At 70.3% G+C, this 21,473-nt stretch carries 20 protein-coding genes; 3 read left to right on the forward strand and 17 right to left on the reverse strand.

The genetic code is table 11. From position 1 onward, the window contains the following. Positions 1-17: 17 nt before the first annotated feature. From AC6F7H_RS09835 to AC6F7H_RS09850, 4 genes are all read right to left on the reverse strand, one after another. Entirely contained in the window at positions 18-188 is a 171-nt protein-coding gene (locus AC6F7H_RS09835) for a hypothetical protein (protein WP_500756600.1), read from the reverse strand. 2 nt (positions 189-190) lie between these two features. Continuing rightward, positions 191-562 carry a holo-ACP synthase gene (locus tag AC6F7H_RS09840; protein ID WP_109377859.1) on the reverse strand — a complete coding sequence of 124 codons (372 nt, stop codon included), beginning with the start codon at positions 560-562 and terminating at the stop codon, positions 191-193. Positions 563-599: 37 nt separating this feature from the next. Further along, positions 600-2,447, reverse strand: a complete 1,848-nt coding sequence (gene glmS / locus AC6F7H_RS09845; RefSeq protein ID WP_500756601.1) for a glutamine--fructose-6-phosphate transaminase (isomerizing) — start codon at positions 2,445-2,447, stop codon at positions 600-602. A gap of 118 nt (positions 2,448-2,565) precedes the next feature. Further along, positions 2,566-3,363, reverse strand: coding sequence for a hypothetical protein (locus tag AC6F7H_RS09850; protein ID WP_500756602.1), 798 nt, complete (start codon positions 3,361-3,363; stop codon positions 2,566-2,568). A gap of 356 nt (positions 3,364-3,719) precedes the next feature. On the opposite strand from AC6F7H_RS09850, the gene coaA reads away from it, so the two are divergent. After that, positions 3,720-4,709, forward strand: coding sequence for a type I pantothenate kinase (gene coaA / locus AC6F7H_RS09855; protein ID WP_500756603.1), 990 nt, complete (start codon positions 3,720-3,722; stop codon positions 4,707-4,709). A 396-nt stretch (positions 4,710-5,105) separates the two neighbouring features. Here the strand turns inward: coaA and glmM are convergent, their stop codons facing one another. From glmM to rplM, 3 genes are all read right to left on the reverse strand, one after another. Further along, entirely contained in the window at positions 5,106-6,464 is a 1,359-nt protein-coding gene (glmM, locus tag AC6F7H_RS09860) for a phosphoglucosamine mutase (RefSeq protein ID WP_500756604.1), read from the reverse strand. Positions 6,465-6,862: 398 nt separating this feature from the next. Next, entirely contained in the window at positions 6,863-7,384 is a 522-nt protein-coding gene (rpsI, locus tag AC6F7H_RS09865) for a 30S ribosomal protein S9 (RefSeq protein WP_500756606.1), read from the reverse strand. A gap of 42 nt (positions 7,385-7,426) precedes the next feature. Beyond that, entirely contained in the window at positions 7,427-7,870 is a 444-nt protein-coding gene (rplM, locus tag AC6F7H_RS09870) for a 50S ribosomal protein L13 (RefSeq protein ID WP_109377692.1), read from the reverse strand. Positions 7,871-8,337: 467 nt separating this feature from the next. Here rplM and AC6F7H_RS09875 point away from each other — a divergent pair, with 467 nt between their 5' ends. Continuing rightward, entirely contained in the window at positions 8,338-9,222 is an 885-nt protein-coding gene (locus AC6F7H_RS09875; protein ID WP_500756607.1) for a hypothetical protein, read from the forward strand. Between the two features lie 272 nt (positions 9,223-9,494). Here AC6F7H_RS09875 and AC6F7H_RS09880 read toward each other — a convergent pair whose 3' ends face one another. The 5 genes from AC6F7H_RS09880 to AC6F7H_RS09900 all read right to left on the reverse strand — a co-directional run bounded on the left by AC6F7H_RS09880 (position 9,495) and on the right by AC6F7H_RS09900 (position 16,598). Beyond that, positions 9,495-10,583, reverse strand: a complete 1,089-nt coding sequence (locus AC6F7H_RS09880; RefSeq protein WP_500756609.1) for a C40 family peptidase — start codon at positions 10,581-10,583, stop codon at positions 9,495-9,497. 21 nt (positions 10,584-10,604) lie between these two features. Further along, positions 10,605-11,087: a poly-gamma-glutamate biosynthesis protein PgsC/CapC gene (locus AC6F7H_RS09885; protein ID WP_109377689.1), complete on the reverse strand. Its 483-nt coding sequence runs from the start codon at positions 11,085-11,087 to the stop codon at positions 10,605-10,607. Positions 11,088-11,141: 54 nt separating this feature from the next. Continuing rightward, the gene (pgsB, locus tag AC6F7H_RS09890) at positions 11,142-12,914 is read right to left on the reverse strand and encodes a poly-gamma-glutamate synthase PgsB (protein WP_500756610.1); all 1,773 of its coding nucleotides are present in this window, start codon (positions 12,912-12,914) and stop codon (positions 11,142-11,144) included. Positions 12,915-12,920: 6 nt separating this feature from the next. Beyond that, positions 12,921-15,215 (reverse strand): cache domain-containing protein, encoded by a 2,295-nt coding sequence (locus tag AC6F7H_RS09895; protein WP_500756612.1) that lies wholly within the window; start codon positions 15,213-15,215, stop codon positions 12,921-12,923. 207 nt (positions 15,216-15,422) lie between these two features. Then, complete coding sequence (locus tag AC6F7H_RS09900; RefSeq protein WP_500756614.1) at positions 15,423-16,598, reverse strand: CapA family protein; 1,176 nt, start codon at positions 16,596-16,598, stop codon at positions 15,423-15,425. Between the two features lie 200 nt (positions 16,599-16,798). On the opposite strand from AC6F7H_RS09900, the gene AC6F7H_RS09905 reads away from it, so the two are divergent. Next, the gene (locus tag AC6F7H_RS09905; protein ID WP_500756615.1) at positions 16,799-17,617 is read left to right on the forward strand and encodes a hypothetical protein; all 819 of its coding nucleotides are present in this window, start codon (positions 16,799-16,801) and stop codon (positions 17,615-17,617) included. A gap of 24 nt (positions 17,618-17,641) precedes the next feature. On the opposite strand, the gene truA is transcribed toward AC6F7H_RS09905, so the two are convergent. From truA to rpsM, 5 genes are all read right to left on the reverse strand, one after another. After that, positions 17,642-18,502, reverse strand: a complete 861-nt coding sequence (gene truA, locus AC6F7H_RS09910; protein WP_500756616.1) for a tRNA pseudouridine(38-40) synthase TruA — start codon at positions 18,500-18,502, stop codon at positions 17,642-17,644. Between the two features lie 77 nt (positions 18,503-18,579). Further along, on the reverse strand, positions 18,580-19,107 hold the full coding sequence (gene rplQ / locus AC6F7H_RS09915; protein ID WP_109377684.1) for a 50S ribosomal protein L17: 528 nt from the start codon (positions 19,105-19,107) through the stop codon (positions 18,580-18,582). Between the two features lie 185 nt (positions 19,108-19,292). Next, the gene (locus AC6F7H_RS09920; RefSeq protein ID WP_202275769.1) at positions 19,293-20,315 is read right to left on the reverse strand and encodes a DNA-directed RNA polymerase subunit alpha; all 1,023 of its coding nucleotides are present in this window, start codon (positions 20,313-20,315) and stop codon (positions 19,293-19,295) included. Between the two features lie 273 nt (positions 20,316-20,588). Further along, positions 20,589-20,993 (reverse strand): 30S ribosomal protein S11, encoded by a 405-nt coding sequence (rpsK, locus tag AC6F7H_RS09925; RefSeq protein WP_003948617.1) that lies wholly within the window; start codon positions 20,991-20,993, stop codon positions 20,589-20,591. Between the two features lie 65 nt (positions 20,994-21,058). Next, positions 21,059-21,439 (reverse strand): 30S ribosomal protein S13, encoded by a 381-nt coding sequence (gene rpsM, locus AC6F7H_RS09930; RefSeq protein WP_004927207.1) that lies wholly within the window; start codon positions 21,437-21,439, stop codon positions 21,059-21,061. Between the last annotated feature and the right edge of the window lie 34 nt (positions 21,440-21,473).

The following is a 21,473-nucleotide window of genomic DNA, read 5'->3' on the forward strand; positions in this document are numbered from 1 at the left end:
CCTCCCCGTCCGGCCGGTCACCGGCGCCGTTCACGTCCCTGCCGCAGCAGCCGGGCCATCCGCACCAGCGCGAACACCACAACGAGCAGGGCCGCGACACCGAGAAGCACCTGGCCCCACACCGGCAGCTCGACCCCTGCTCCCCCGACCCCGGGAAACCCCAGCGGGCTCCGGTCCGCGGCGGCCACCGTCACCCCTCCGCGACCACGACCGCCGAGGCCACGCCGGCGTCATGGCTGAGCGAGACGTGCCACGACCGCACGCCCAGTTCGGCGGCCCGCGCCGCGACCGTCCCCTTCACCCGCAGCCGGGGCTGCCCGCTGTCCTCGCAGTACACCTCGGCATCGGTCCAGTACAGCCCGCCGGGCGCCCCGAGCGCCTTGGCCAGCGCCTCCTTGGCGGCGAACCGCGCGGCCAGCGAGGCCACGCCCCGCCGCTCCCCGCTCGCCAGCAGCAGCTCACCCTCCACGAACAGCCGCCGCGCGAGCCCGGGCGTCCGCTCCAACGACGCCGCGAACCGCTCGATCTCGGCCACATCGATCCCGACCCCGATGATGCTCATGCCGAGCACTTTACGGCGCCACCGGATCCCGGCGGGTTCACTCGACCGTGACCGACTTCGCCAGGTTGCGGGGCTGGTCGACCTCGTTGCCGCGGGCGGTGGCGAGTTCGCAGGCGAAGACCTGGAGGGGGACCGTGGCGACCAGGGGCTGGAGGAGGGTCGGGGTCGACGGGATGCGGATGAGGTGGTCGGCGTAGGGGGTCACCTCGTCGTCGTCGTCCTCGGCGATGACGATGGTGCGGGCGCCCCGGGCGCGGATCTCCTGGATGTTGGAGACGATCTTGTCGTGGAGGACGGAGCGGCCGCGTGGTGAGGGGACGACCACGACGACCGGCAGGCCGTCCTCGACCAGGGCGATCGGGCCGTGCTTCAGCTCGCCCGCGGCGAAGCCCTCCGCGTGCATGTAGGCGAGCTCCTTGAGCTTGAGCGCGCCCTCCAGGGCGACCGGGTAGCCGACGTGCCGGCCCAGGAACAGCACCGTGTCCTTGTGGGCGAGGGTGCGGGCGAGTTCCCGTACCGGTTCCATCGTCCCCAGGACGCGCTCCACCGACCCTGCGATGGCGGACAGGTCCCGGACGACGGCGCGGATCTCGTCGCCGTACTTCGTGCCGCGGACCTGGGCCAGGTACAGGGCGACCAGGTAGCAGGCGACCAGCTGGGTCAGGAAGGCCTTGGTCGAGGCGACGGCGACCTCGGGGCCGGCGTGGGTGTAGAGCACGGCGTCCGACTCGCGCGGGATGGTCGAGCCGTTGGTGTTGCAGATGGCCAGGACCCGGGCGCCCTGTTCGCGGGCGTGCCGCAGGGCCATCAGCGTGTCCATGGTCTCGCCGGACTGGGAGACGGCGATGACCAGGGTCTGCTGGTCCAGGATCGGATCGCGGTAGCGGAACTCGCTCGCCAGCTCGACCTCGCAGGGAATCCGCGTCCAGTGCTCGATGGCGTACTTGGCGATCAGCCCGGCGTGGAAGGCCGTGCCACAGGCGACGATGACGACCTTGTCGGCCTCGCGCAGCGCCTCCGGGGGGATCCGCACCTCGTCCAGGGACAGGGTGCCGGAGCCGTCGATGCGGCCCAGCAGGGTGTCGGCGACCGCCTTCGGCTGCTCGGCGATCTCCTTGAGCATGAAGGAGGCGTAGCCGGCCTTCTCGGCGGCGGAGGCGTCCCAGTCGACGTGGTACGTGCGGACGTCCGCCGGTGCGCCGTCGAAGCCGGTGACCGTGACTCCGTCCCGGCGCAGCTCGACGACCTGGTCCTGGCCCAGTTCGATCGCGGAGCGGGTGTGGTCGATGAACGCGGCGACGTCCGAGGCGAGGAAGGACTCGCCCGCGCCGACGCCCACCACGAGCGGCGAGTTGCGGCGTGCGCCGACGACCGTGTCCGGTGCGTCCGCGTGGACGGCGACCAGGGTGAAGGCGCCGAGCAGGCGGCGGCAGACCAGGCGCATCGCCTCGGCGAGGTCCGCGCAGGAGGAGAACTCCTCGGCGAGCAGGTGGGCGACGACCTCGGTGTCCGTCTCGGAGGCCATGTCGTGGCCGCGCTCGGCGAGTTCGGTCCGCAGTTCGGCGAAGTTCTCGATGATGCCGTTGTGGACGACGGCGACCCGGCCCGCGTTGTCGAGGTGCGGGTGGGCGTTGGCGTCGGTGGGGCCGCCGTGCGTGGCCCAGCGGGTGTGGCCGATGCCGGTCGCCCCGGTGGGGAGCGGCCGGGCGGCCAGTTCCTTCTCCAGGTTGACCAGTTTCCCGGCCCGTTTCGCCGTGGCGAGCCCGCCGTCCGCGAGGACGGCCACGCCCGCCGAGTCGTAGCCCCGGTATTCCAGCCGTTTCAGTCCGGCCGTCACGACGTCCAGCGCCGACTGCGGCCCCACGTATCCCACGATTCCGCACATACCCGGCAGCTTACGGTCCGTCAGGTTCGGAGAACGGCCGCCGCTTGTCCGAAACCGGAAATTCCCACCGGTGCGCGGACAACGTCCGGGCACCGGTGGGAATCACAGCAGCGAGAGGTCAGCCGAGCTTGGCGAGCTGGGCGTCGGAGAGCTGCGTCGGGAAGGGGGCTTCCTCGCCGGCGGTGATCGCGCCGAAGTTGATCGCCGAGAAGCCGGCGACGGTGGCGCCGGTGCGCGCGACGACGATCTTGACGGGCGCCTCGACGCCCTCGTCGGCGGCCATCGTCAGGGTGATCTCGACGGACTCGTCGGCGCCCTTCGGCCCCTCGGCCCTGGCGGCCTTCAGGAACTCGAGCTTCTCGCCGGCGGCGGTGGCGGTGAAGCCCCCGGCGCACTTCTCGACAGCGGCGTCGACGTCCTTCATGACCTGCTCGGCACCGCCGTCCTCGTAGGAGGCGAGCGTGACGAAGACCTTGTCCACGTCGAGGCCGGCGAGCAGGGCCTCCTGCGGGCTCGCGTCCTTGGCGGGCTTCTTCGCCTCACCGGTCCAGGACCGCTTGACGGTGGCGGCGGGCGAGCCGACCGGGACCGCGACCTGCAGGTTGGCGAGGGGCTGGCACGCCTCGTCATCCGCCTTGACCTTGTCGGCGCTCAGGTCGTCCGTCGCGGGCACCTTCGTGACCACCTTGCCCTCCTTCACGTCGGCCTGGACCAGCGCGGCCTTCTCCAGTTCGGCCGCGGTCAGCGCCTTGGCCGCGGGCGCGGCGGAGGCGGAGGAGTCGGCCTTGCCCCCGTCGCCCTTGCCACTGCCGCTGTCGCTGCCGCTGTCGGCGGAGCCGCCGCAGGCGGTGACGAGCAGGGCGAGTGCGGCGGCGGAGGCGGCGAGAGCGGAGCGGCGGACGACGGTGGTTCTCATGTGGGAAGACTCTTTCTTCGAAGGCGCGGAGGAGTTCGCGGCAGAGTGCACGGAATATAGACACAACCCCTTCCCAAGTGATCATCGGAAGATCACTCGTAGGGGAACCGTGACAGTCACGTGATCTCACCTCGTGCGTCCGCCGTTCCGGACCTGGCGCGCTTCACACCGCGCCCCCGGCTGTGGCTGTGGGCCCGACAGCGGCCCGAGTCGCCACGAAACGCCGCACCCGAGGCAAAGAAAGGCCGGACACGGGACGCGCGACTTCTCACGACTCCCCTCGGTTTCCCCCGCTACCGCTCACCGCGTGACACAGCCCACGCACCACCTCGTTCAAACTCCGTTAACAATGGACCGTGATCTCACCGGCCTCCTCGACGTCCCGGAGCGCCCACCGGCAGCGGCCGGAGGCGACTCCCTACCTCGACCTCACCCGCGCCGAGTGGAGCGCCCTGCGCCACAAGACGCCGCTGCCGCTCTCCGCCGACGAGGTGGAACGGCTGCGCGGTCTCGGTGACGTCATCGACCTCGACGAGGTGCGGGACATCTACCTCCCGCTGTCCCGGCTGCTCAATCTCTACGTCGGTGCCACCGACGGACTCCGCGGCGCGCTGAACACCTTCCTCGGCGAACAGGGCTCCCAGTCCGGCACTCCCTTCGTCATAGGGGTCGCCGGTTCCGTCGCCGTCGGCAAGTCCACCGTCTCCCGTCTGCTCCAGGCCCTGCTGTCCCGCTGGCCCGAGCACCCGCGCGTCGAGCTGGTGACCACGGACGGGTTCCTGCTGCCCACCAAGGAGCTCCAGGCACGCGGCCTGATGTCGCGCAAGGGCTTCCCCGAGTCGTTCGACCGCCGCGCGCTCACCCGTTTCGTCGCCGACGTCAAGGCCGGCAAGGACGAGGTGACGGCCCCGGTCTACTCCCACCTCATCTACGACATCGCCCCCGGCGAGCTGCTCACCGTGCGCCGCCCGGACATCCTGATCGTCGAAGGGCTGAACGTCCTGCAGCCGGCGCTGCCCGGCAAGGACGGCCGTACGCGCGTCGGTCTCGCCGACTACTTCGACTTCAGCGTGTACGTGGACGCCCGCACCGAGGACATCGAACGCTGGTACCTCAACCGCTTCCGCAAGCTGCGCGCGACCGCCTTCCAGGACCCGTCCTCGTACTTCCGCAAGTACACGCAGGTCTCGGAGGCGGAGGCACTCGAGTACGCCGGAACGATGTGGCGCACCATCAACAAGCCCAACCTGGTGGAGAACATCGCCCCCACCCGCGGCCGCGCCACCCTCGTCGTCCGCAAGGGCCCGGACCACAAGGTCCAGCGTCTCCGGCTGCGCAAGCTGTGACGGCCGCGCCGCCGCCGTGCCGCACCCGCGCCTGACACGCCGGTCGAGAAGGACGCGGCCGTGGCCCTGAGCCACGGCGAGACGGCCCGAACCTGGAGCTCCGCCGAACAGCTCCTGCTCGACCTGCTGAGCATCACCGTCGCCGGCACCCTGACCCTGCTGGCCCAGAAACGCTTCCGGACCAGCCGGCAGGACCGCCTGCACAGACCCCGCGTCCCGACCCAGGGTCCAGGCCCTGGGCCGACGGATCACGCCGCAGACGCGGGCTCCGGCACGCCCTCCCCCGAGCTCTTCGAGCAGGGGACCCCCATGAGCGGGAGGGACCCCCATCGCCCCCGCTCACCCGCGCCGACAAGGCGCCGCCGATCCCCCTGCGACCGGAACCGCCGGGCAGGACTAACCCAGCTCCGACTTCACCACGTCCGCCAGGCGTCCCGCGACCGTGCGGGCCTGATCGATGTCGGCGGCCTCCACCATCACGCGGACCAGCGGTTCGGTGCCCGAGGGGCGGAGCAGCACCCGGCCGGTCTCGCCCAGCTCGCGCTCGGCCTCCGTCACGGCCGCGGAGAGCTCCGCGGACGTCTTCACCCGGGACTTGTCCACGTCCGGCACGTTGATGAGCACCTGCGGCAGCCGCTCCATCACCGAGGCCAGCTCGCGCAGCGGACGCCCGGTCTCGGCGACGCGCGCCGCCAGCAGCAGACCGGTGAGCGTGCCGTCACCCGTGGTCGCGTGGTCGAGGACGATGACGTGGCCGGACTGCTCGCCGCCGAGGGCGTAGCCCTTCTCCTTCATCTGCTCCAGGACGTACCGGTCGCCGACCGCGGTCTGGACGAAGTGGATGCCTTCGCGTTCCATGGCGAGCTTGAAGCCGAGGTTGGACATCACGGTCGCGACGACGGTGTCGGAGCGCAGTGCGGAGCGCTCCCGCATCGCCAGGGCGAGCACGGCGAGGATCTGGTCGCCGTCCACCTCGGCACCGGTGTGGTCGACGGCCAGGCACCGGTCGGCGTCGCCGTCGTGCGCGATGCCGAGATCGGCCCCGTGCTCGACGACCGCGACCTTCAGCCGGTCCAGGTGGGTGGAACCGCAGCCGTCGTTGATGTTCAGCCCGTCCGGCTGGGCACCGATGGTGACGACCTCGGCCCCGGCCCGCGCGAACGCCTCCGGCGAGACCCGGGAGGCGGCGCCGTGCGCCTCGTCGAGGACGATGCGCAGACCGTCCAACCGGTTCGGCAGGACGCCGACGAGATGGGAGACGTAGGTGTCGAGCCCCTCCTCGTAGTCCCGCACACGGCCCACACCGGCTCCGGTCGGGCGATCCCAGGGGGCGCCGGTGCGGTGCTCCTCGTACACGGATTCGATCCGGTCCTCCAGCTCGTCGGCGAGCTTGTGGCCGCCGCGCGCGAAGAACTTGATGCCGTTGTCGGGCATCGCGTTGTGGCTCGCGGACAGCATCACACCGAGGTCCGCGCCGAGCGCTCCGGTGAGGTGCGCCACGGCGGGCGTCGGCAGCACGCCGACCCGCAAGACGTCCACGCCGGCGCTCGCCAGCCCGGCGACCATGGCGGCCTCCAGGAACTCACCGGACGCCCGCGGGTCGCGTCCGACCACGGCGGTCGGCCGGTGCCCTTCGAACGTGCCCGCCTCGGCCAGTACGTGCGCGGCGGCCACGGAGAGACCCAGTGCCATCTCGGCGGTCAGGTCCGCGTTGGCGACACCGCGCACACCGTCCGTGCCGAAGAGTCGTCCCACTTGTCCTCCTGAGGAAGCGTCAGTATCGAAGCCGTGTCGAAACCATGTCGACGGCCATGTCGAAAGAGGTACCGAAGGCGGAACCGGGGACGGTGCCGGAAACGGTGCCGTGGTGTCGGCCGAGGCGTTGTGAGCTGTACCGAGAGGCCTGACCGGTCGACGCGTTCGACGGTTGCGCCACCGGTGCGGTGTTCGAGGTGTGCGAGGCCTTCGGCGGTTGCGCTGCCCTGGCGGCTCCCGCACCTGCGGTCCAAGAGAAGCGCTACCCGACCATCCGATCACATTAGCCTTCGAGCGCCCTGTGTCGTTATACGCCCGTCGCAGTGAGAAAACGAACGCCCCGGCGGCACTGTGGCGTGCCGCCGGGGCGTTCGGAGTACATGCAGGGGCAGCTGCAATCAGCGCTTGCTGTACTGCGGGGCCTTGCGGGCCTTCTTCAGACCGGCCTTCTTCCGCTCGACCGCGCGGTCGTCGCGGCGCAGGAAGCCGGCCTTCTTGAGCGCGCCGCGGTTGTTGTCGACGTCCGCCTCGTTCAGCGCACGGGCGACACCGAGACGGAGCGCACCGGCCTGACCGGAGACGCCGCCACCCGAGATGCGGGCGACGATGTCGTAGCGACCCTCGAGCTCGAGCACCTTGAAGGGCTCGTTGACTTCCTGCTGGTGCACCTTGTTCGGGAAGTAGTCCTCGAGGGTGCGACCGTTGATCTTCCACTTGCCGGAGCCCGGGATGATCCGGACGCGGGCGATGGCGTTCTTGCGACGGCCCAGGCCGGCGGCCGGCTGCGGCTCGCCGAAGCGGGAGGCCATGGACTCCGAGGTGTACTCGCCCTCGACGGGCACCTCGGACTCGGTGGTGTAGCTGTCGATGTCGACGATGTCGGTCTCTTCGAGCGGCTGCTCGGCAGTGGTCTCGGCCACGATGCTCCTCAGATTCTGTTCAGTCTTAGGGGGTGGCCGGACTTACTGCGCGACCTGGGTGATCTCGAACGGCACCGGCTGCTGGGCAGCGTGCGGGTGCTGGTCGCCTGCGTAGACCTTCAGCTTCGAGAGCATCTGACGGCCCAGGGTGTTCTTGGGAAGCATGCCCTTGACGGCCTTCTCGATGGCCTTCTCGGGGTTCTTCTCCAGCAGCTCGTCGTAGCGGACGGAGCGCAGACCGCCCGGGTAGCCCGAGTGGCGGTACGCCATCTTCTGGGTCCGCTTGTTGCCGGAGAGGTGCACCTTGTCGGCGTTGATGATGATGACGAAGTCACCGGTGTCGACGTGAGGGGCGTAGATCGGCTTGTGCTTGCCGCGCAGGATGGAGGCCGCAGTGGAGGCCAGACGACCCAGGACGATGTCCTGAGCGTCGATGACGTGCCACTGGCGCGTCACATCGCCGGGCTTGGGGCTGTACGTACGCACGGTTCGTAGCCTTCGCTTCTTCAGTGAGTGGTCCTGACATGGTCACCGAAGACGATCACGACAGCCCTGACCGCACCGCGGTGACGCAAACCGCGTGCTGGTCGCTGGTCATCGGCCCGGTGGACCGGTGTAAGGGCCCCTCACGTGAGAATGAGCAAGCCAATACACATAACAAACATGCAGAATACCCGCCCTCGGCCGGACGGGTCAAAACGAGTCCGCCGGGCGTGGGCCACCCCGACTCTACAGCCGTCCGCCGCCACCCATCCCCTCCCTCCCGCCCATCCCCCACGCGTCCCCCGTTCGCCCGCCTCCACGACGACGGCGTCGTCCACGCCACGGTCCACGGGTCGCACCGAACCACCCGGAGATGTCGCTTTTGCTCATCGCCAAGGCGGCAACGCCAGGACCAGCGCGCGGGGTTGGGGCGGTCCGGCGCACCCCGCGCCCCGTCTAAGATGCGCCCCATGAGTTATGGGCAGGGGGGACCTCCTTCGCAGTGGGATCCCTGGAAACCGCAGTCTCAGCAGCCCTGGAACAGCGGGGGCGGCGACAGCCAGTCACCCGACTGGGCCGCACTGGCCGAGGCGTCCGAGACACGTCACAAGCGGCGCCGGCTGCTGTTCATCGGCGGCGGCGCGATCGCCACCGTCGCGATAGGCACGGCCGTGGCGGTGGCCGTCGTCTCGGCGAACGGCGGCGACCAGGCCGCGGGCGGGCCGTCCTCCCAGGTGCCGGCGACCGCCGACCTGCCGAGCCCGACCGGCACGGTTCCGTCGTTCGCCCCGACGAGCGCCCCGCCGCCGCTGGACCCGAAGGACTTCATCTCCAACGTGAAGAAGGACCGGGCGCCGCTGGCCCCGGACGTCCTCTTCCCGGGCACGCAGCTCACCATGGGCGAGACGGTGTACAAGAAGGGCCCGACGGCCGACACCCGTGACTGCGCCTCGGCCGCGAAGGCCACGCTGCCCAAGGTCCTCACCGACAACGGCTGCAGCCGCCTGCTCCGGGTCACCTATACCAAGGACGACGTCGCGGTGACGGTGGGCGTGGCCGTCTTCGACACCGAGGCCCAGGCCGCCAAGGCCAAGCAGCAGGCCGACACGAGGAGCATCATCAAGTCCCTCGCGGGCGGCGGCGTCAAGGAGTTCTGCGACGGCGCGGTCTGCCGCTCGACCACCAACTCCTACGGCCGCTACGCCTACTTCACCCTGTCCGGTTTCACCTCCGCCAAGGACGTGACGGAGCAGGACAAGGCCGTCTTCACCACCGGCAACGATCTCGCCGAGTTCACCTTCCGCCAGATCCGCCGCCGCGGCGAGGCCCAGGCATCAGCCGCCGCGAACGAGTGACGGCGCCCCGGGGCCCGTCCGGCCGATCACGCCGCGGACGCGGGGGCCGGCACGCCCTCCCCCGAGCTCTTCGAGCAGGGGTCCCCAGCGGCGTTGTCGTCGGTCGCCGACTCCCCCACTCTCGGCTTCGCTCACCCGCGCCGATGAGGCGCCGTCGACTTCCTGCGACCTGATCCGCCGGACAGGCCCTCGACGGCGACGACCACCCGCGGGGCCGACCGCGTCTCCGACCGGCCCCGCACCCCCCGCCTCATGGCTGCCTCACAGCCGTCTCACAGCCGCTTCGCGCTGCGCAGCGTCTTCGCGTAGTACCCGTTGCCGTCCAGCCGGGAGACACCGCCGATGTCGCCGATGGTCGGGCCGTTCACCTCTTCACGGCTGGAGACGAAGATCAGGTGGCCCTCGGTGTCGTAGCCGAGCACCATGCCCACGTGGTCCAGCCGCTCCTTGGTCCGCGTGTCGAGCTTGAAGAAGACCAGGTCACCGGGCTGGAGCTGGTCGATGTTGGCGGGCCGGTCCTCCGCGGAGATCCCGGTCAGCGGGAGCACGTCGGCGCCCAGCTTGGAGCGGGCCATGCCGTTGGCGGTACGCGGCAGTCCGTCGCCGGAGGCACTGTCCAGGGACATCAGCGGGTAGCGGGCGCGGTAGCCGAGCACCATGCGGATGAAGCCGGAGCAGTCCAGGGCCCTGGCCCGCATGGCCTCCGGCGTCCCGACGGCACCGTCCCGGAAGGGGTACTGGATGCCGAGGAAGTCGTAGAAGTCGGACTGCTCCAGGCGCAGGTCGCCGCCCTCCGCGCCGGTGGTGTTCAGCGGGCCGAAGTCGGCGTCACCGGCGTAGATCGTGCCCTGCTCGTCCTTCTTGTCCGGGGCGCCGGCCACGTACTGGAAGGCGAACGCGAAGAGGTCGTCCTCCTCGCTGTCCTTGTTCTCGGCGTACCAGTCCTTGAACCACTGCTCCTTCTCCGCGCCCTTCTTCCACTCCTCGGGCAGCAGCCGGACCCAGTCCCGGGTGGACACCTTGGACTTGGTCGAGGTCGGCTCCTCGAAGGTGCGGGCCTTCCCGGTCAGCGTCGCGGTGCGCGACCCGTCGGTGAGGACCGCCATGATCTGCCCGTCACCACCGCGCAGCACCGAGCGCGCCGGGTTCTCCAGCCGGGACCAGGTCGCCTTGCTGTCGTCGTCCGACCCGCTCCCGGAGCCGCGGTTGCCGTCCAGGACACCGACGTTGCGGACCTCGGTGACCGCGGGCGCCTCCTGCTTGCGCAGCTCCACGGTCAGGTAGCCGGACCCCGCGACAAGCGTGAGCACCACCAGCCCGGGGACGATGTGGCGCGTCTTCTTCTTCCCTTTCCCAGCCATCGAAATGCTCCTCGGTTGTTGTCAGACAGTGGGCATGACGCCGAGCAACAGGCCGGCGGCGATGACGATGTAGGCCATGAGCGAGACGGTGCCCGTGGCCAGCAGAGTGGGTCCCTTGGGCTGGCGCACCATCTGGTAGGCGATCAGACCGGGCACGATGAACCCGAGGGTCTGGTTGCCGTACAGCAGCGGGAACTCGAGCGAGAGCACGATCATCACGGTGGCCTGGAGCAGCACGCCCAGCAGCACCACCGCGGCGAACAGCCGCTTGCCGTAGAGGATCACCAGCCGCTGCATCACCTTGGTGCCCGCGTAGGTCAGGGCGGTCACACCCACCACCATCGCCGCGCGCTGCAGGTCCTCGATGAGGGTGAGCGCCAGCCAGCCCGGGGTGATCATGCCGCCGGGCGACAGGTTGGTGGTGAGGTAGCACAGCAGTGAGAAGAACAGGCCTATGGCGATGCCCAGGGCGGCCATCTCGGGGGTCAGGGCGGCGGTGATCAACGGGGTCTCCGGGCAGGTGTGCGGAAGGAAGGAGGGCGGTCGGCCCGCGGGAGGTCAGCGGCGCGGGGGCGGTCCACCGCTGTCCTCGTCGGTCGGGTGCCAGGGCCCGCCGTCGGGCCCGTCGTAGTACGGCCGGTGTCCCTGCTCGGGTACGTGCTCCTGGTACTGCCCGTGCTGCGGAGCGCGCTGACCCTGCTGCGGAACACCCTGTACGGGCCGCTGCGCGAACCAGCCCTGCTGCTCGTACTGGCCACCCTGGGCGTGCTGGGCGTGCTGCTCGTACTGGCCACCCTGGCCCTGCTGGGCGTGCTGGGTGTGCTGCTCGTACTGGCCACCCTGGCCCTGCTGGGCGTGCTGGGTGTGCTGCTCGTACTGGCCACCCTGGCCCTGCTGGGCGTGCTGGGCGTGTTGCTCGTGCCGGCCCTGCTGGGCCTGCCGGCCCTGCTGCTCCTGGAGCGCCGCCTGCTGGGCGAGGAGGTTGCGGCGGATGACAGGGATCTCCTGGGTCTGGGAGGCCTGGTAGCGCTCCTCGTACGCCGTCGGGTAGGCGGCGAACGGGTCCAGGCGGGGCGCCTGCTGCGCGGGAACGGCGGCGGCCGGGTCCGGCCTCCGCTCCGCGGCGGCCGGCTGCTCCGCGTCGGGCGTCTCGTCCGCCGGGAGTTCGGCCAGGTACTCCAGGAGTTCCTCACCCTGGCCGTGGATGTTGCCGATGGCGACGAGGGAGGAGCCGTCGGACATGCGGCCGAGCAGTTCCGGCATGAACTCGTGCGCGTCCCGGCGGTCGCCGCCCAGGTCCACCGCGCGGTCCCGCCACTCGGCGGGGATGGCGTCGATGGCGCTCTTGGCGGGGTGCCCGATGACGAAGACGTTGTCCGGCTGGAGGTCGGGGACGATCTCGCCCATCTGCCCGTTGCGCTCCACGCGGTCCGGGCGGCAGTTGATGACGACGTTCAGCGGACGGCTGATCGCGCCGAGGTCGAGCAGCTGGTTGATGTTCATCAGCGTCGACTCAGGGTCGTTGGCCGCGAAGACGTTGGCGAAGGCGAGCCGCTTGCCCTCCTCGGTCACGTACCGCTCGACGGAGAGCACACCGGGGTCCGGCGGGGCGTCGTACATGCCCTGCAGGGCGACCTCGCGTTCCACGCCGAGCAGCTCGGCCACGACCAGGGCGATCGCGACGTTCTCCTTGAACGTGAACCAGCTGAAGCCGCGCAGCTCCTCGTCGGTCACCGTCTCGGGGTCCGCGTAGATCAGCTTGCAGTTCCGGGCGTCGGCCTCCTCCTGAAGGATGTCGAAACGATCCTTCTCGGCGGTGACGCAGATGCCGTCCTGGGGCATGGAACGGCACAGCGAGCGGGCCACGTCGTCGAGCGTGGGGCCCATCTCGGCGAGGTGGTCCTCACGTACGTTGCACAGCACGCCGATCGTCGAACGGATCAGCTTGCTCTGGTTGACCTCCTGCAGGGCCGGCATGACCGCCATGCACTCGATGACGAGCGCGTCGGGCCGGTACGCGGCGGCCCGGCGGACGATACCGATCTGCTCCACCACGTTGGCGATGCCGAACTTGCGGTAGACCGGCTCCTCGGTCGCGTCCGGGTGGATGAAGCGGGCGGCCGTGCCGGTCGTCTTGGCGACCGTGGTCAGGTCACCGCCGCGCAGGGCGCCGGCGCACAGCCGGGTGATGGAGGACTTGCCCCGGATGCCGTTGACGAGCACCCGGGACGGTATGGAGTGCAGGGCGGCGTAGTGCCGGCGCTGCTCGACGATGCCCGCGACGAGCAGGAGCACGCAGCAGACCAGCAGGGCGGAGTAGAGGTAGAGCACGGCGGGTCACCTTCCTCCGGCGCCGAGCCGGGGTTCACCGGGTCGGGGCTCGGTCGGCCGGGGTTCGGCGGGGCGGCGGGACTGGTTCTGTCTGCGGGCCTGGAGCTGCTGACGGATCAGTTCGAGGCTGCGGACGACCGCTCCCACCTCGTCGTGGTACGTGGGGTAGAGCACCGACTTCAGGTCGCCGTCGGCCAGCTCCTCGGCGCTGGCGGCGAGGTTCCGCAGCGGCCGGGCGACCACCAGGTGCACCCAGCCCAGGCAGACCACGATCGCGGCGAGACCGAGCAGGCCGGCGAGCACACTGCGGTCCTCCCGCTCGTACGCGGTGATCTGGAAGCGGTCGGCGTTCTGCCAGCTGACCACGGTCCAGCCGACGTCGGCGGCGACACCGCCACCGGAGAAGGGAGCCGCGGCGGCGACGGTGACGTTGCCGCCGTCACGGATGAGCAGCCCGTTCTCGACGGGTCCGGCGCCGACCTGCACGCTGCCCGCCCGGACCAGGTCGGTCAGGGCCTCGCGGGGCAGGTCCTCGAAGGCGAGGAAGCCGTTGCTGGCGGCGAGGGTGCGGCCCTTGGGGTCCACCACACGGACCTCACCGAGGCCGGGACGTTTCAGCAGTGAGTTCAGGAACTCGATCCGCACCTCACCCACCAGGGTGACGCCCTTCTCCTCGGGCACGGGGGCGCCGGCCTGGAGCACCGGCTTCTTGCCGCCCTCCCCGGACACCCTGACCAGGGGCAGCTTCTTGTCGTCGCTCCAGTCGTGCGGGTCGCCACCGGCGCGGGCGACGACCTCGCCCCTGGCGTCGACGACGTACAGCGCCGCGTACCGGGTGTGCTTGCGCAGGGCGTCCTTGAGCACGTTCTCGGTGGCGTCCCGGTCGGCCACGTCGACGAGGCGGGAGGTGGAGACCAGGTCCGCCTGGGCCTCGTTCAGCGCCCGGCGGACCCGGTCGGACACCAGGTCGGTACGGTCACGCTGGTCGTTGACCATGGTCGCGGGCACGCTGACCGAGTCGTCGGTGCGGTTCAGCAGCAGGCCGACCGGCAGGCACCACAGGAGCAGCAGCACCGCGGTCACCACGAGCTGCGCCCGGATGCCGAACCGGAGCCGGCCGCCCGGCTTCCCGCCGCTCGCCCCACCGGGGTCACCGGGGCCGCCCGGACCGCCGAGCTGGCCCCGGAGCCGTTCCAGGGCGGAGCCGATACGAGCGGCCTCGCCGCCGCGGAAGGTGCCGACGGGACGGGTCAGGTCACCCCGGGCAAGCCTGCGGGACTCCAGGAACAGACGCAGCAGCGGACGCTGCACCCGCGTCCACAGCACCGCGGCGGCCAGCAGCCCGAGCACCACCAGGGCACCGGCCGCGATCAGCCCGTACAGTTCCCGGTCCGCCGCGCCGGCGCTCTGCTCGGCGACCACGGGCAGCATGGCCACGACGGTGAGTCCGAGGCCCGCCGCGACGCTGTCCTTCTCCTCGGGGTCGGAGGAGGCCAGGGAGGCATAGCCGGCGGTGGCGACGCGACCGTTGTAGTCGTCGCCCACCAGGGTCCCGCTGACGCCGGGGTAGCCGCGGGAACCGGGCTCCTTGGCGGTGACGGGGTGCTGCTCCGCCCGCTCGGCGGCTTGGCCGGACAGGCCGGACATCTGCTTCTGGAGGAAATCGAGTTCCTCGCGCTGCTTGTCGGAGTTCAGTGCCTCCGACTGCTCGAATCCGGCTGTCGCCAGCACCTCACCGTCCTTGGCCACGACCGCCATGGTGCGGAACGGGCCCAGTGTGATGGGTGGCACGGACAGGCTGTTGGAGGCGATCAGCAGCTGCTGCGGACGGTCCTTCCAGTCGAGGACCACCATGGTCATCAGCCGGACGTCACCGGTCTCCAGCCGCACCATGCGCGGGACGAGGGCGGTCTTTCCGGTGAGGACCTCCTTGTCCAGCCAGGCGAGCGGGATGCGTTCGCCCCGCGCGGCGAGCACGTCCCCGCTCTCCAGGTCCACCACCGTGGTGCCGGTCCACTTCTGGTACGTCCTGCCCAGGTCGGACAGGACGTCCTCCGGCTCGGCCGGCTTCCCGGCGTTCAGCGCGGTGGCGGTGCGCCGCAGGTCCGTGACCCGCTCGTCGATCGAGGCGCGCAGGGCGATCGCCCCGTCCTCGGCGAAGTGCTGCTGGGAGGAGAGCACCGCCTTGGGTACGACGGGGTCGCCGCCGGGACCGAGCACCTTGGCGGTCAGCCCGGCCAGGGCGAGGATCAGTACGCACAGCACCGCGATCGGCGGGCGGATGCCGCCGAGCAGGGGCATGTCCGCCCGTCTGCGACTGCGGCGCTGTCTTTGCGCTGAGGGCGGCGCGACATGGCTCGATGTCACCGGTGGTCTTCCTTGGTCTTGACGCGAGTGCCGGGCGTACGCCGGGGCACCACTACCTCGGCCGTGCGACGTCGTCACTGAATAGACTGATAAACGCCGACATGGTTGTATCCCCGGCTCGGACTTCGGGTGTGGGTCCTGTCACTTCTCCAGCGAAAGCTGCTCCAGGCCGTCGCCGCCGGGGGCGCCCCGGTTGTAGAGGAAGCCCCGGGTCCGGTCGATCGCCAGCCGGTAGCGGGCGAGCCGCTCCTCGGACAGGTCTTTCGGCTCGTCGAGCATCTGCTGGGCGTCCACCAGCCGGAGGTCCCGCACCGCGCCCTCGGGCACCTCTTCCTCGTCCTCCACCTTGGGCGGAATGTCCACCAGCGTGGTGCGGTAGCGCGCGGTGACGTCCCAGCCCTCGGTGGTCTCCTGGAACTCGAACCAGCCGATGGCACCTTCCTCGGTCAGTCCGGTCGGCGAGGAGTGCCGGGCCACATGGTTGCCGAGGCTGTAGGCGACCCAGGTGCCGTTCACCTTCTGGATCGGCTGGACGACGTGGGCGTGATGGCCGATGACGAGGTCGATCCCGGTGTCCTCGGCGAGACTTTCCGCCAGCCGCAGTTGCGCGATACCCGGCTCGTTGTAGTGCTCCGCACCCCAGTGGATCGAGAGGAGCACCACCTCGGCGCCCTGCTCCCGGGCCCGGGCCTCTTCCTTCTTGATCTCCGCCAGGTCGGTCCCCTTGAACGCCCAGCGCTGCTTCTCGGGAACCGGGTGGACGAACGACTCCCAGGAGTAGGAGAGGTGCGCGACCTTGACGCCCTCGACGTCGCGGATGTTGATCCGCTCCGCCTCCTTGGCCGACCGCGCCGATCCGGCGTGCCCGAGGCCCACCTCGTCCATGACGTCCAGCGTGCGCCGCACTCCGTCCAGCCCGTGGTCGAACGTGTGGTTGGAGGCCGTCGAGCAGGTGTCGTAGCCCACGTCCTTCAGCGATGTCAGGACCTGCGGCGGGACCAGGAACTCCGGGTACCCCTCGAAGGGGCCCTCCGGCTTGCCCACGGGTGTCTCCATGTGGCAGATGGCCAGATCCGCCTCACTGATGACAGGCTTCACCCCGGCGAGCAGCGGCCCGAAGTCCAGCCCCTTCTCTCCCTCACCGGTCTCCTTGGCGTCCTTGGCGGCCTGATCGACCAGCTCGGGGTGGATGAGCACGTCACCCGTGGCCGCGACGGTGAAGGAACGTCCCCCCGGCTTGGCCTGCGGCTCCACGGAGCCGTCGGCCGTGCCGCACGAGGCCAGCAGGCCGGTCAGCGCGATCAGGGTGGCGGCCACCCGAACCTTAGGGAGAGACTTACGCTGTGTCACTCGGTCATGTTCACACGGTCCACACGGCCATCACGCCAATATCCATTACGAGACAGTCACGTTTCTCTTCGATTCTCGCCCTGTTGCTCCTTTTTCTGTCGTTGACGGGTTGCCAAGCTGACCCGGAGCTGAAATCTGAGGAAACTGTTCCGACATCCCGGGAACTGGTGGACCTTCGCGGCCGTGTCCTCACCTACACGGAGGCCATCGAACGCGACGGCCCCTACACGCCCCCCGACGCCGACCAGCGCGACCGGCTCGCCCGCGGCATCGGACGGCTCCTCGACCGGGACGCACGCGAGGCGGACGAGATCCTCGCCCCGATCGGCCTGCGCGTGACCCGCCTCACCGACACCGCGACCGGCCGCCGCTACGACGAGGTCGCGGCCTCGGGCAAGGGCCCGAGCACGGGCTGGGGGCGCCTGTACCTGAACGCGGACTCCACCGTCCGCTGGAACGCCCAGGTGCCGCACCCCGTCTCCGACCGAAAGACCGAGGCGCTCGGCCTACGGCTGCTGGAGGACAACCCGGGTGGCGCGCTGATCCTGGCCGGCGCCCACCGCCGGGCGGGCGACGGCGACGCCGATGTGGCCCACCGCGAGGACAGCGCCTTCCACCTGATCGTCGTGGAACTGCAGAAGCGCGGGGTGCCCGGCATCCAGCTGCACGGCTTCGCCGAGTCCTCCGCGAAGCGCTACGACGCCGTCCTCTCCGGCGGCGCCGCGCAGAGCGCACCCGGCGAGGCCTCCGTCCTGGCCGACCGGCTGGAGGCGGACGGACTGCGGGTCTGCCGGGGCTGGTCGGCCCGCTGCCCCCTGGAGGGCGCCACCAACGTCCAGGGCAGGGCGGCGCAGCAGCACCACGCGACCTTCCTGCACCTGGAACTGGCCCCGGACGGCCGCGGTGACGGCCCGGACGCCGCGGGGGTCGTGGCCGCCCTGTCGGGCCTGCTCACGACCTGGGCGGAGGAAGGAGCAGATCGCTGAGCGGCGAGGCGGGTGCGGTGCGGGTCAGCAGCACCGCACCGTCGCCGGCAGCGACCGCTTGTTGCGGGCCTCCTTGTTGCGGGCGGCCAGGAGGTCGTCGGCCGGGTAGCCGACCTCCTCCAGGGTCAGCCCGTGCGGACGTACGACATGCACCGCCGAGTCCCTTACGCCCGCCGCCAGCACCTTGCCCGGCCAGTCGGGCTCGCGGTGCCCGTCGCCGACGAACAGCAGCGCCCCGATCAGCGAGCGCACCATGTTGTGGCAGAAGGCGTCGGCCCGGACCGTCGCCGTGATCACCCCGTCCGCGTCGCGCAGCAGGCTCAGCTCCTGGAGCGTACGGATGGTCGTGGCGCCCTCCCGCCGCTTGCAGTACGCGGCGAAGTCGTGCTCCCCCAGCAACCGCCGGGCGGCCTCGTTCATGGCGTCGACGTCAAGGGGCCAGTCGTGCCACAGCACATGGCCGCGCAGCAACGGGTCCACCCCGCCGGGGTGGTCGGTGACGCGGTACGCGTAGCGCCGCCAGACCGCGGAGAACCGGGCGTCGAAGCCCACGGGGGCCTCGCTGAGGGACCAGATCCGCACATCGCGCGGGAGCCGTCCGGCGAGCCGCTTGAGCAGCTTCTCCCGGTGCTCCGCCCACAGTTCGACCGGCAGGTCGACATGGGCCACCTGGCCGCGCGCGTGCACCCCGGCGTCGGTCCGGCCGGCCACGGTCAGCTCGTACGTCGTCTCCCCGGACCGCGTGACGGTCCGCAGGGCGTCCTCGATCTCCCCCTGCACGGTCCGCCTGCCCCCGGCCTGCTTGGCCCAGCCGGAGAACTCGGTCCCGTCGTAGGAGAGATCGAGACGGATACGAACGTGTCCGGGCTCTATTTCGTCACTCACGTACAGATCCTCTCAGGCACGCGAAAGCGGGCCCGCCCCCACAAGGGCGGACCCGCTCAACGTGAAGCAGCGCTGCCTCAGGCGTCCTTGGCGTCCTCGGCCGGGGCCTCGGCGGCCTCGTCCTTGGTCAGGTCGGCCTTGGCGTCCTCGGCCGGGGCCTCGGCGGCCTCGTCCTTCTTGAGGGCGTCTTCCTTGACCGCGCGCTTGGTCGCGGCCTCGGCCTCGCCCGTCGCCTGCTGCGCGACCGTCAGGGCCTCGACCAGCTCGATGACGGCCATGGGCGCGTTGTCGCCACGGCGGTTACCGATCTTGGTGATACGGGTGTAGCCACCGGGACGGTTCTCGTACCGCGGGCCGATCTCGGTGAAGAGCGTGTGGACGATGCTCTTGTCCGTGATCACCTGGAGCACCTGACGGCGGTTGTGAAGGTCGCCCTTCTTCGCCTTGGTGACCAGACGCTCGGCGTACGGGCGCAGCCTGCGCGCCTTCGCCTCGGTGGTGGTGATGCGCCCGTGCTCGAAGAGCGACTTCGCGAGGTTCGCGAGCATCAGCTTCTCGTGCGAGGCGCTGCCGCCCATACGGGCACCCTTGGCGGGCTTCGGCATGGTGTATCTCCTAGGTGTCTGCCCCGGCCGTATCAGGTACCGAAGTCAGTATCCGAGCAGGCGGTCGCCTGTCGGAGACCCCGCGCCCCGAAGGGGCGCGGGGAGGTGTCGATATGCGACTCCGTCGCGTGGGCGCGACCAGCCACAGTGGGCCCGCAGCCAAAAACGAACCGTCGAGCCCGAGCTCAGTACTGCTCGGTCTCCACGAACCCGGCATCCGCGTCGTCGTCCGCGCCGAAGGCGTCCGCGGCGGCGGTGGGGTCGAATCCGGGCGGGCTGTCCTTGAGCGCAAGGCCCATCCCCGCCAGCTTCGCCTTGACCTCGTCGATCGACTTCGCACCGAAGTTGCGGATGTCGAGGAGGTCCGCCTCGGAGCGCGCGACCAGCTCACCCACGGAGTGGATGCCCTCACGCTTGAGGCAGTTGTACGACCGGACGGTGAGCTCCAGCTCCTCGATCGGCAGCGCCAGATCGGCGGCGAGAGCGGCGTCCGTCGGGGACGGACCCATGTCGATGCCCTCGGCGTCGATGTTCAGCTCACGGGCCAGACCGAACAGCTCGACCAGGGTCTTGCCGGCCGACGCCATGGCGTCACGCGGACGCATGGCCTGCTTGGTCTCGACGTCGACGATCAGCTTGTCGAAGTCGGTGCGCTGCTCGACACGGGTCGCCTCGACCTTGTACGTGACCTTCAGCACGGGGCTGTAGATGGAGTCGACCGGGATACGGCCGATCTCCTGGCCCACCTGCTTGTTCTGCACGGCGGAGACATAGCCGCGGCCGCGCTCGACGGTCAGCTCCATCTCCAGCTTGCCCTTGCCGTTGAGCGTGGCGAGGACGAGGTCGGGGTTGTGCACCTCGACACCGGCCGGGGGCGCGATGTCGGCGGCGGTGACCTGGCCCGGGCCCTGCTTGCGCAGGTACATCACCACGGGCTCGTCGTGCTCGGAGGACACGACCAGCTGCTTGATGTTGAGGATCAGGTCGGTGACGTCCTCCTTGACGCCCGGCACGGTGGTGAACTCGTGCAGGACGCCGTCGATGCGGATGCTGGTGACAGCGGCACCGGGAATCGACGACAGGAGGGTGCGGCGGAGGGAGTTGCCGAGGGTGTAGCCGAAGCCCGGCTCCAGCGGCTCGATCACGAACCGGGAGCGGAACTCGTCGACGACCTCTTCGGTCAACGAAGGACGCTGAGCGATCAGCATGTGTGGATCAAATCCTTCTCTCGTGGACGCCCGCTATTTGACGCCCGACGGAAACCGCACCCGGTGAAAGGTGCGGGTACTGCAAGGGTACGGGCGGTACGGTCCGAACACGGAGCGTACCGCCCGAAAAAACCACTACGACCGAACCGACGGCTCGGACGCGGCGACGCGACTCAGACGCGGCGGCGCTTCGGCGGGCGGCAGCCGTGCTGCGACAGTGCGGGGGACGACCCCCGCACCCCCAGCAGGAGGCCGACCGACCGAACCGGCGACTCAGACGCGGCGGCGCTTCGGCGGGCGGCAGCCGTTGTGCGGGGTCGGGGTGACGTCCTGGATGGAGCCGACCTCGAGACCGGTCGCCTGGAGCGAACGGATGGCGGTCTCACGACCGGAACCCGGGCCCTTGACGAACACGTCGACCTTGCGCATGCCGTGCTCCTGCGCGCGACGGGCAGCCGACTCGGCGGCCATCTGCGCGGCGAACGGCGTGGACTTCCGGGAGCCCTTGAAGCCGACGTGGCCGGCGGAGGCCCAGGAGATCACGTTGCCGGTCGGGTCCGTGATGGACACGATCGTGTTGTTGAACGTGCTCTTGATGTGCGCGTGGCCGTGAGCGACGTTCTTCTTTTCCTTGCGGCGCACCTTCTTGGCAGCGCCCTGACGACCCTTGGGGGGCATCTACAAACTCCTACGGGAGGTGGTCGGTCCTACAGCGAAGACCGTGGACAGGTGTCCGCTGCGGACTACTTCTTGCCCGGCTTCTTCTTACCGGCGATGGCGCGACGCGGGCCCTTGCGGGTACGCGCGTTGGTGCTGGTGCGCTGACCGCGGACGGGCAGACCGCGACGGTGACGCAGACCCTGGTAGGTGCCGATCTCGACCTTGCGGCGGATGTCGGCCTGGATCTCGCGACGGAGGTCACCCTCAGTCTTGATGTTGTTGTCGACGAACTCGCGGATCGCGACGAGCTGCTCCTCGGAGAGGTCGCGAACGCGGGTGTTCGGGTCGATGCCGGTGGCGGCCAGCGTCTGCTGCGAAAGGGTTCGGCCGATGCCGAACACGTAGGTGAGGGCGATCTCCACGCGCTTTTCGCGCGGGATGTCAACACCGGAAACGCGTGCCATTCAATGGCTCCAGTTAGTTGTCGGAGGTCTTCCG

Source organism: Streptomyces sp. MMS24-W38 (assembly GCF_059889265.1).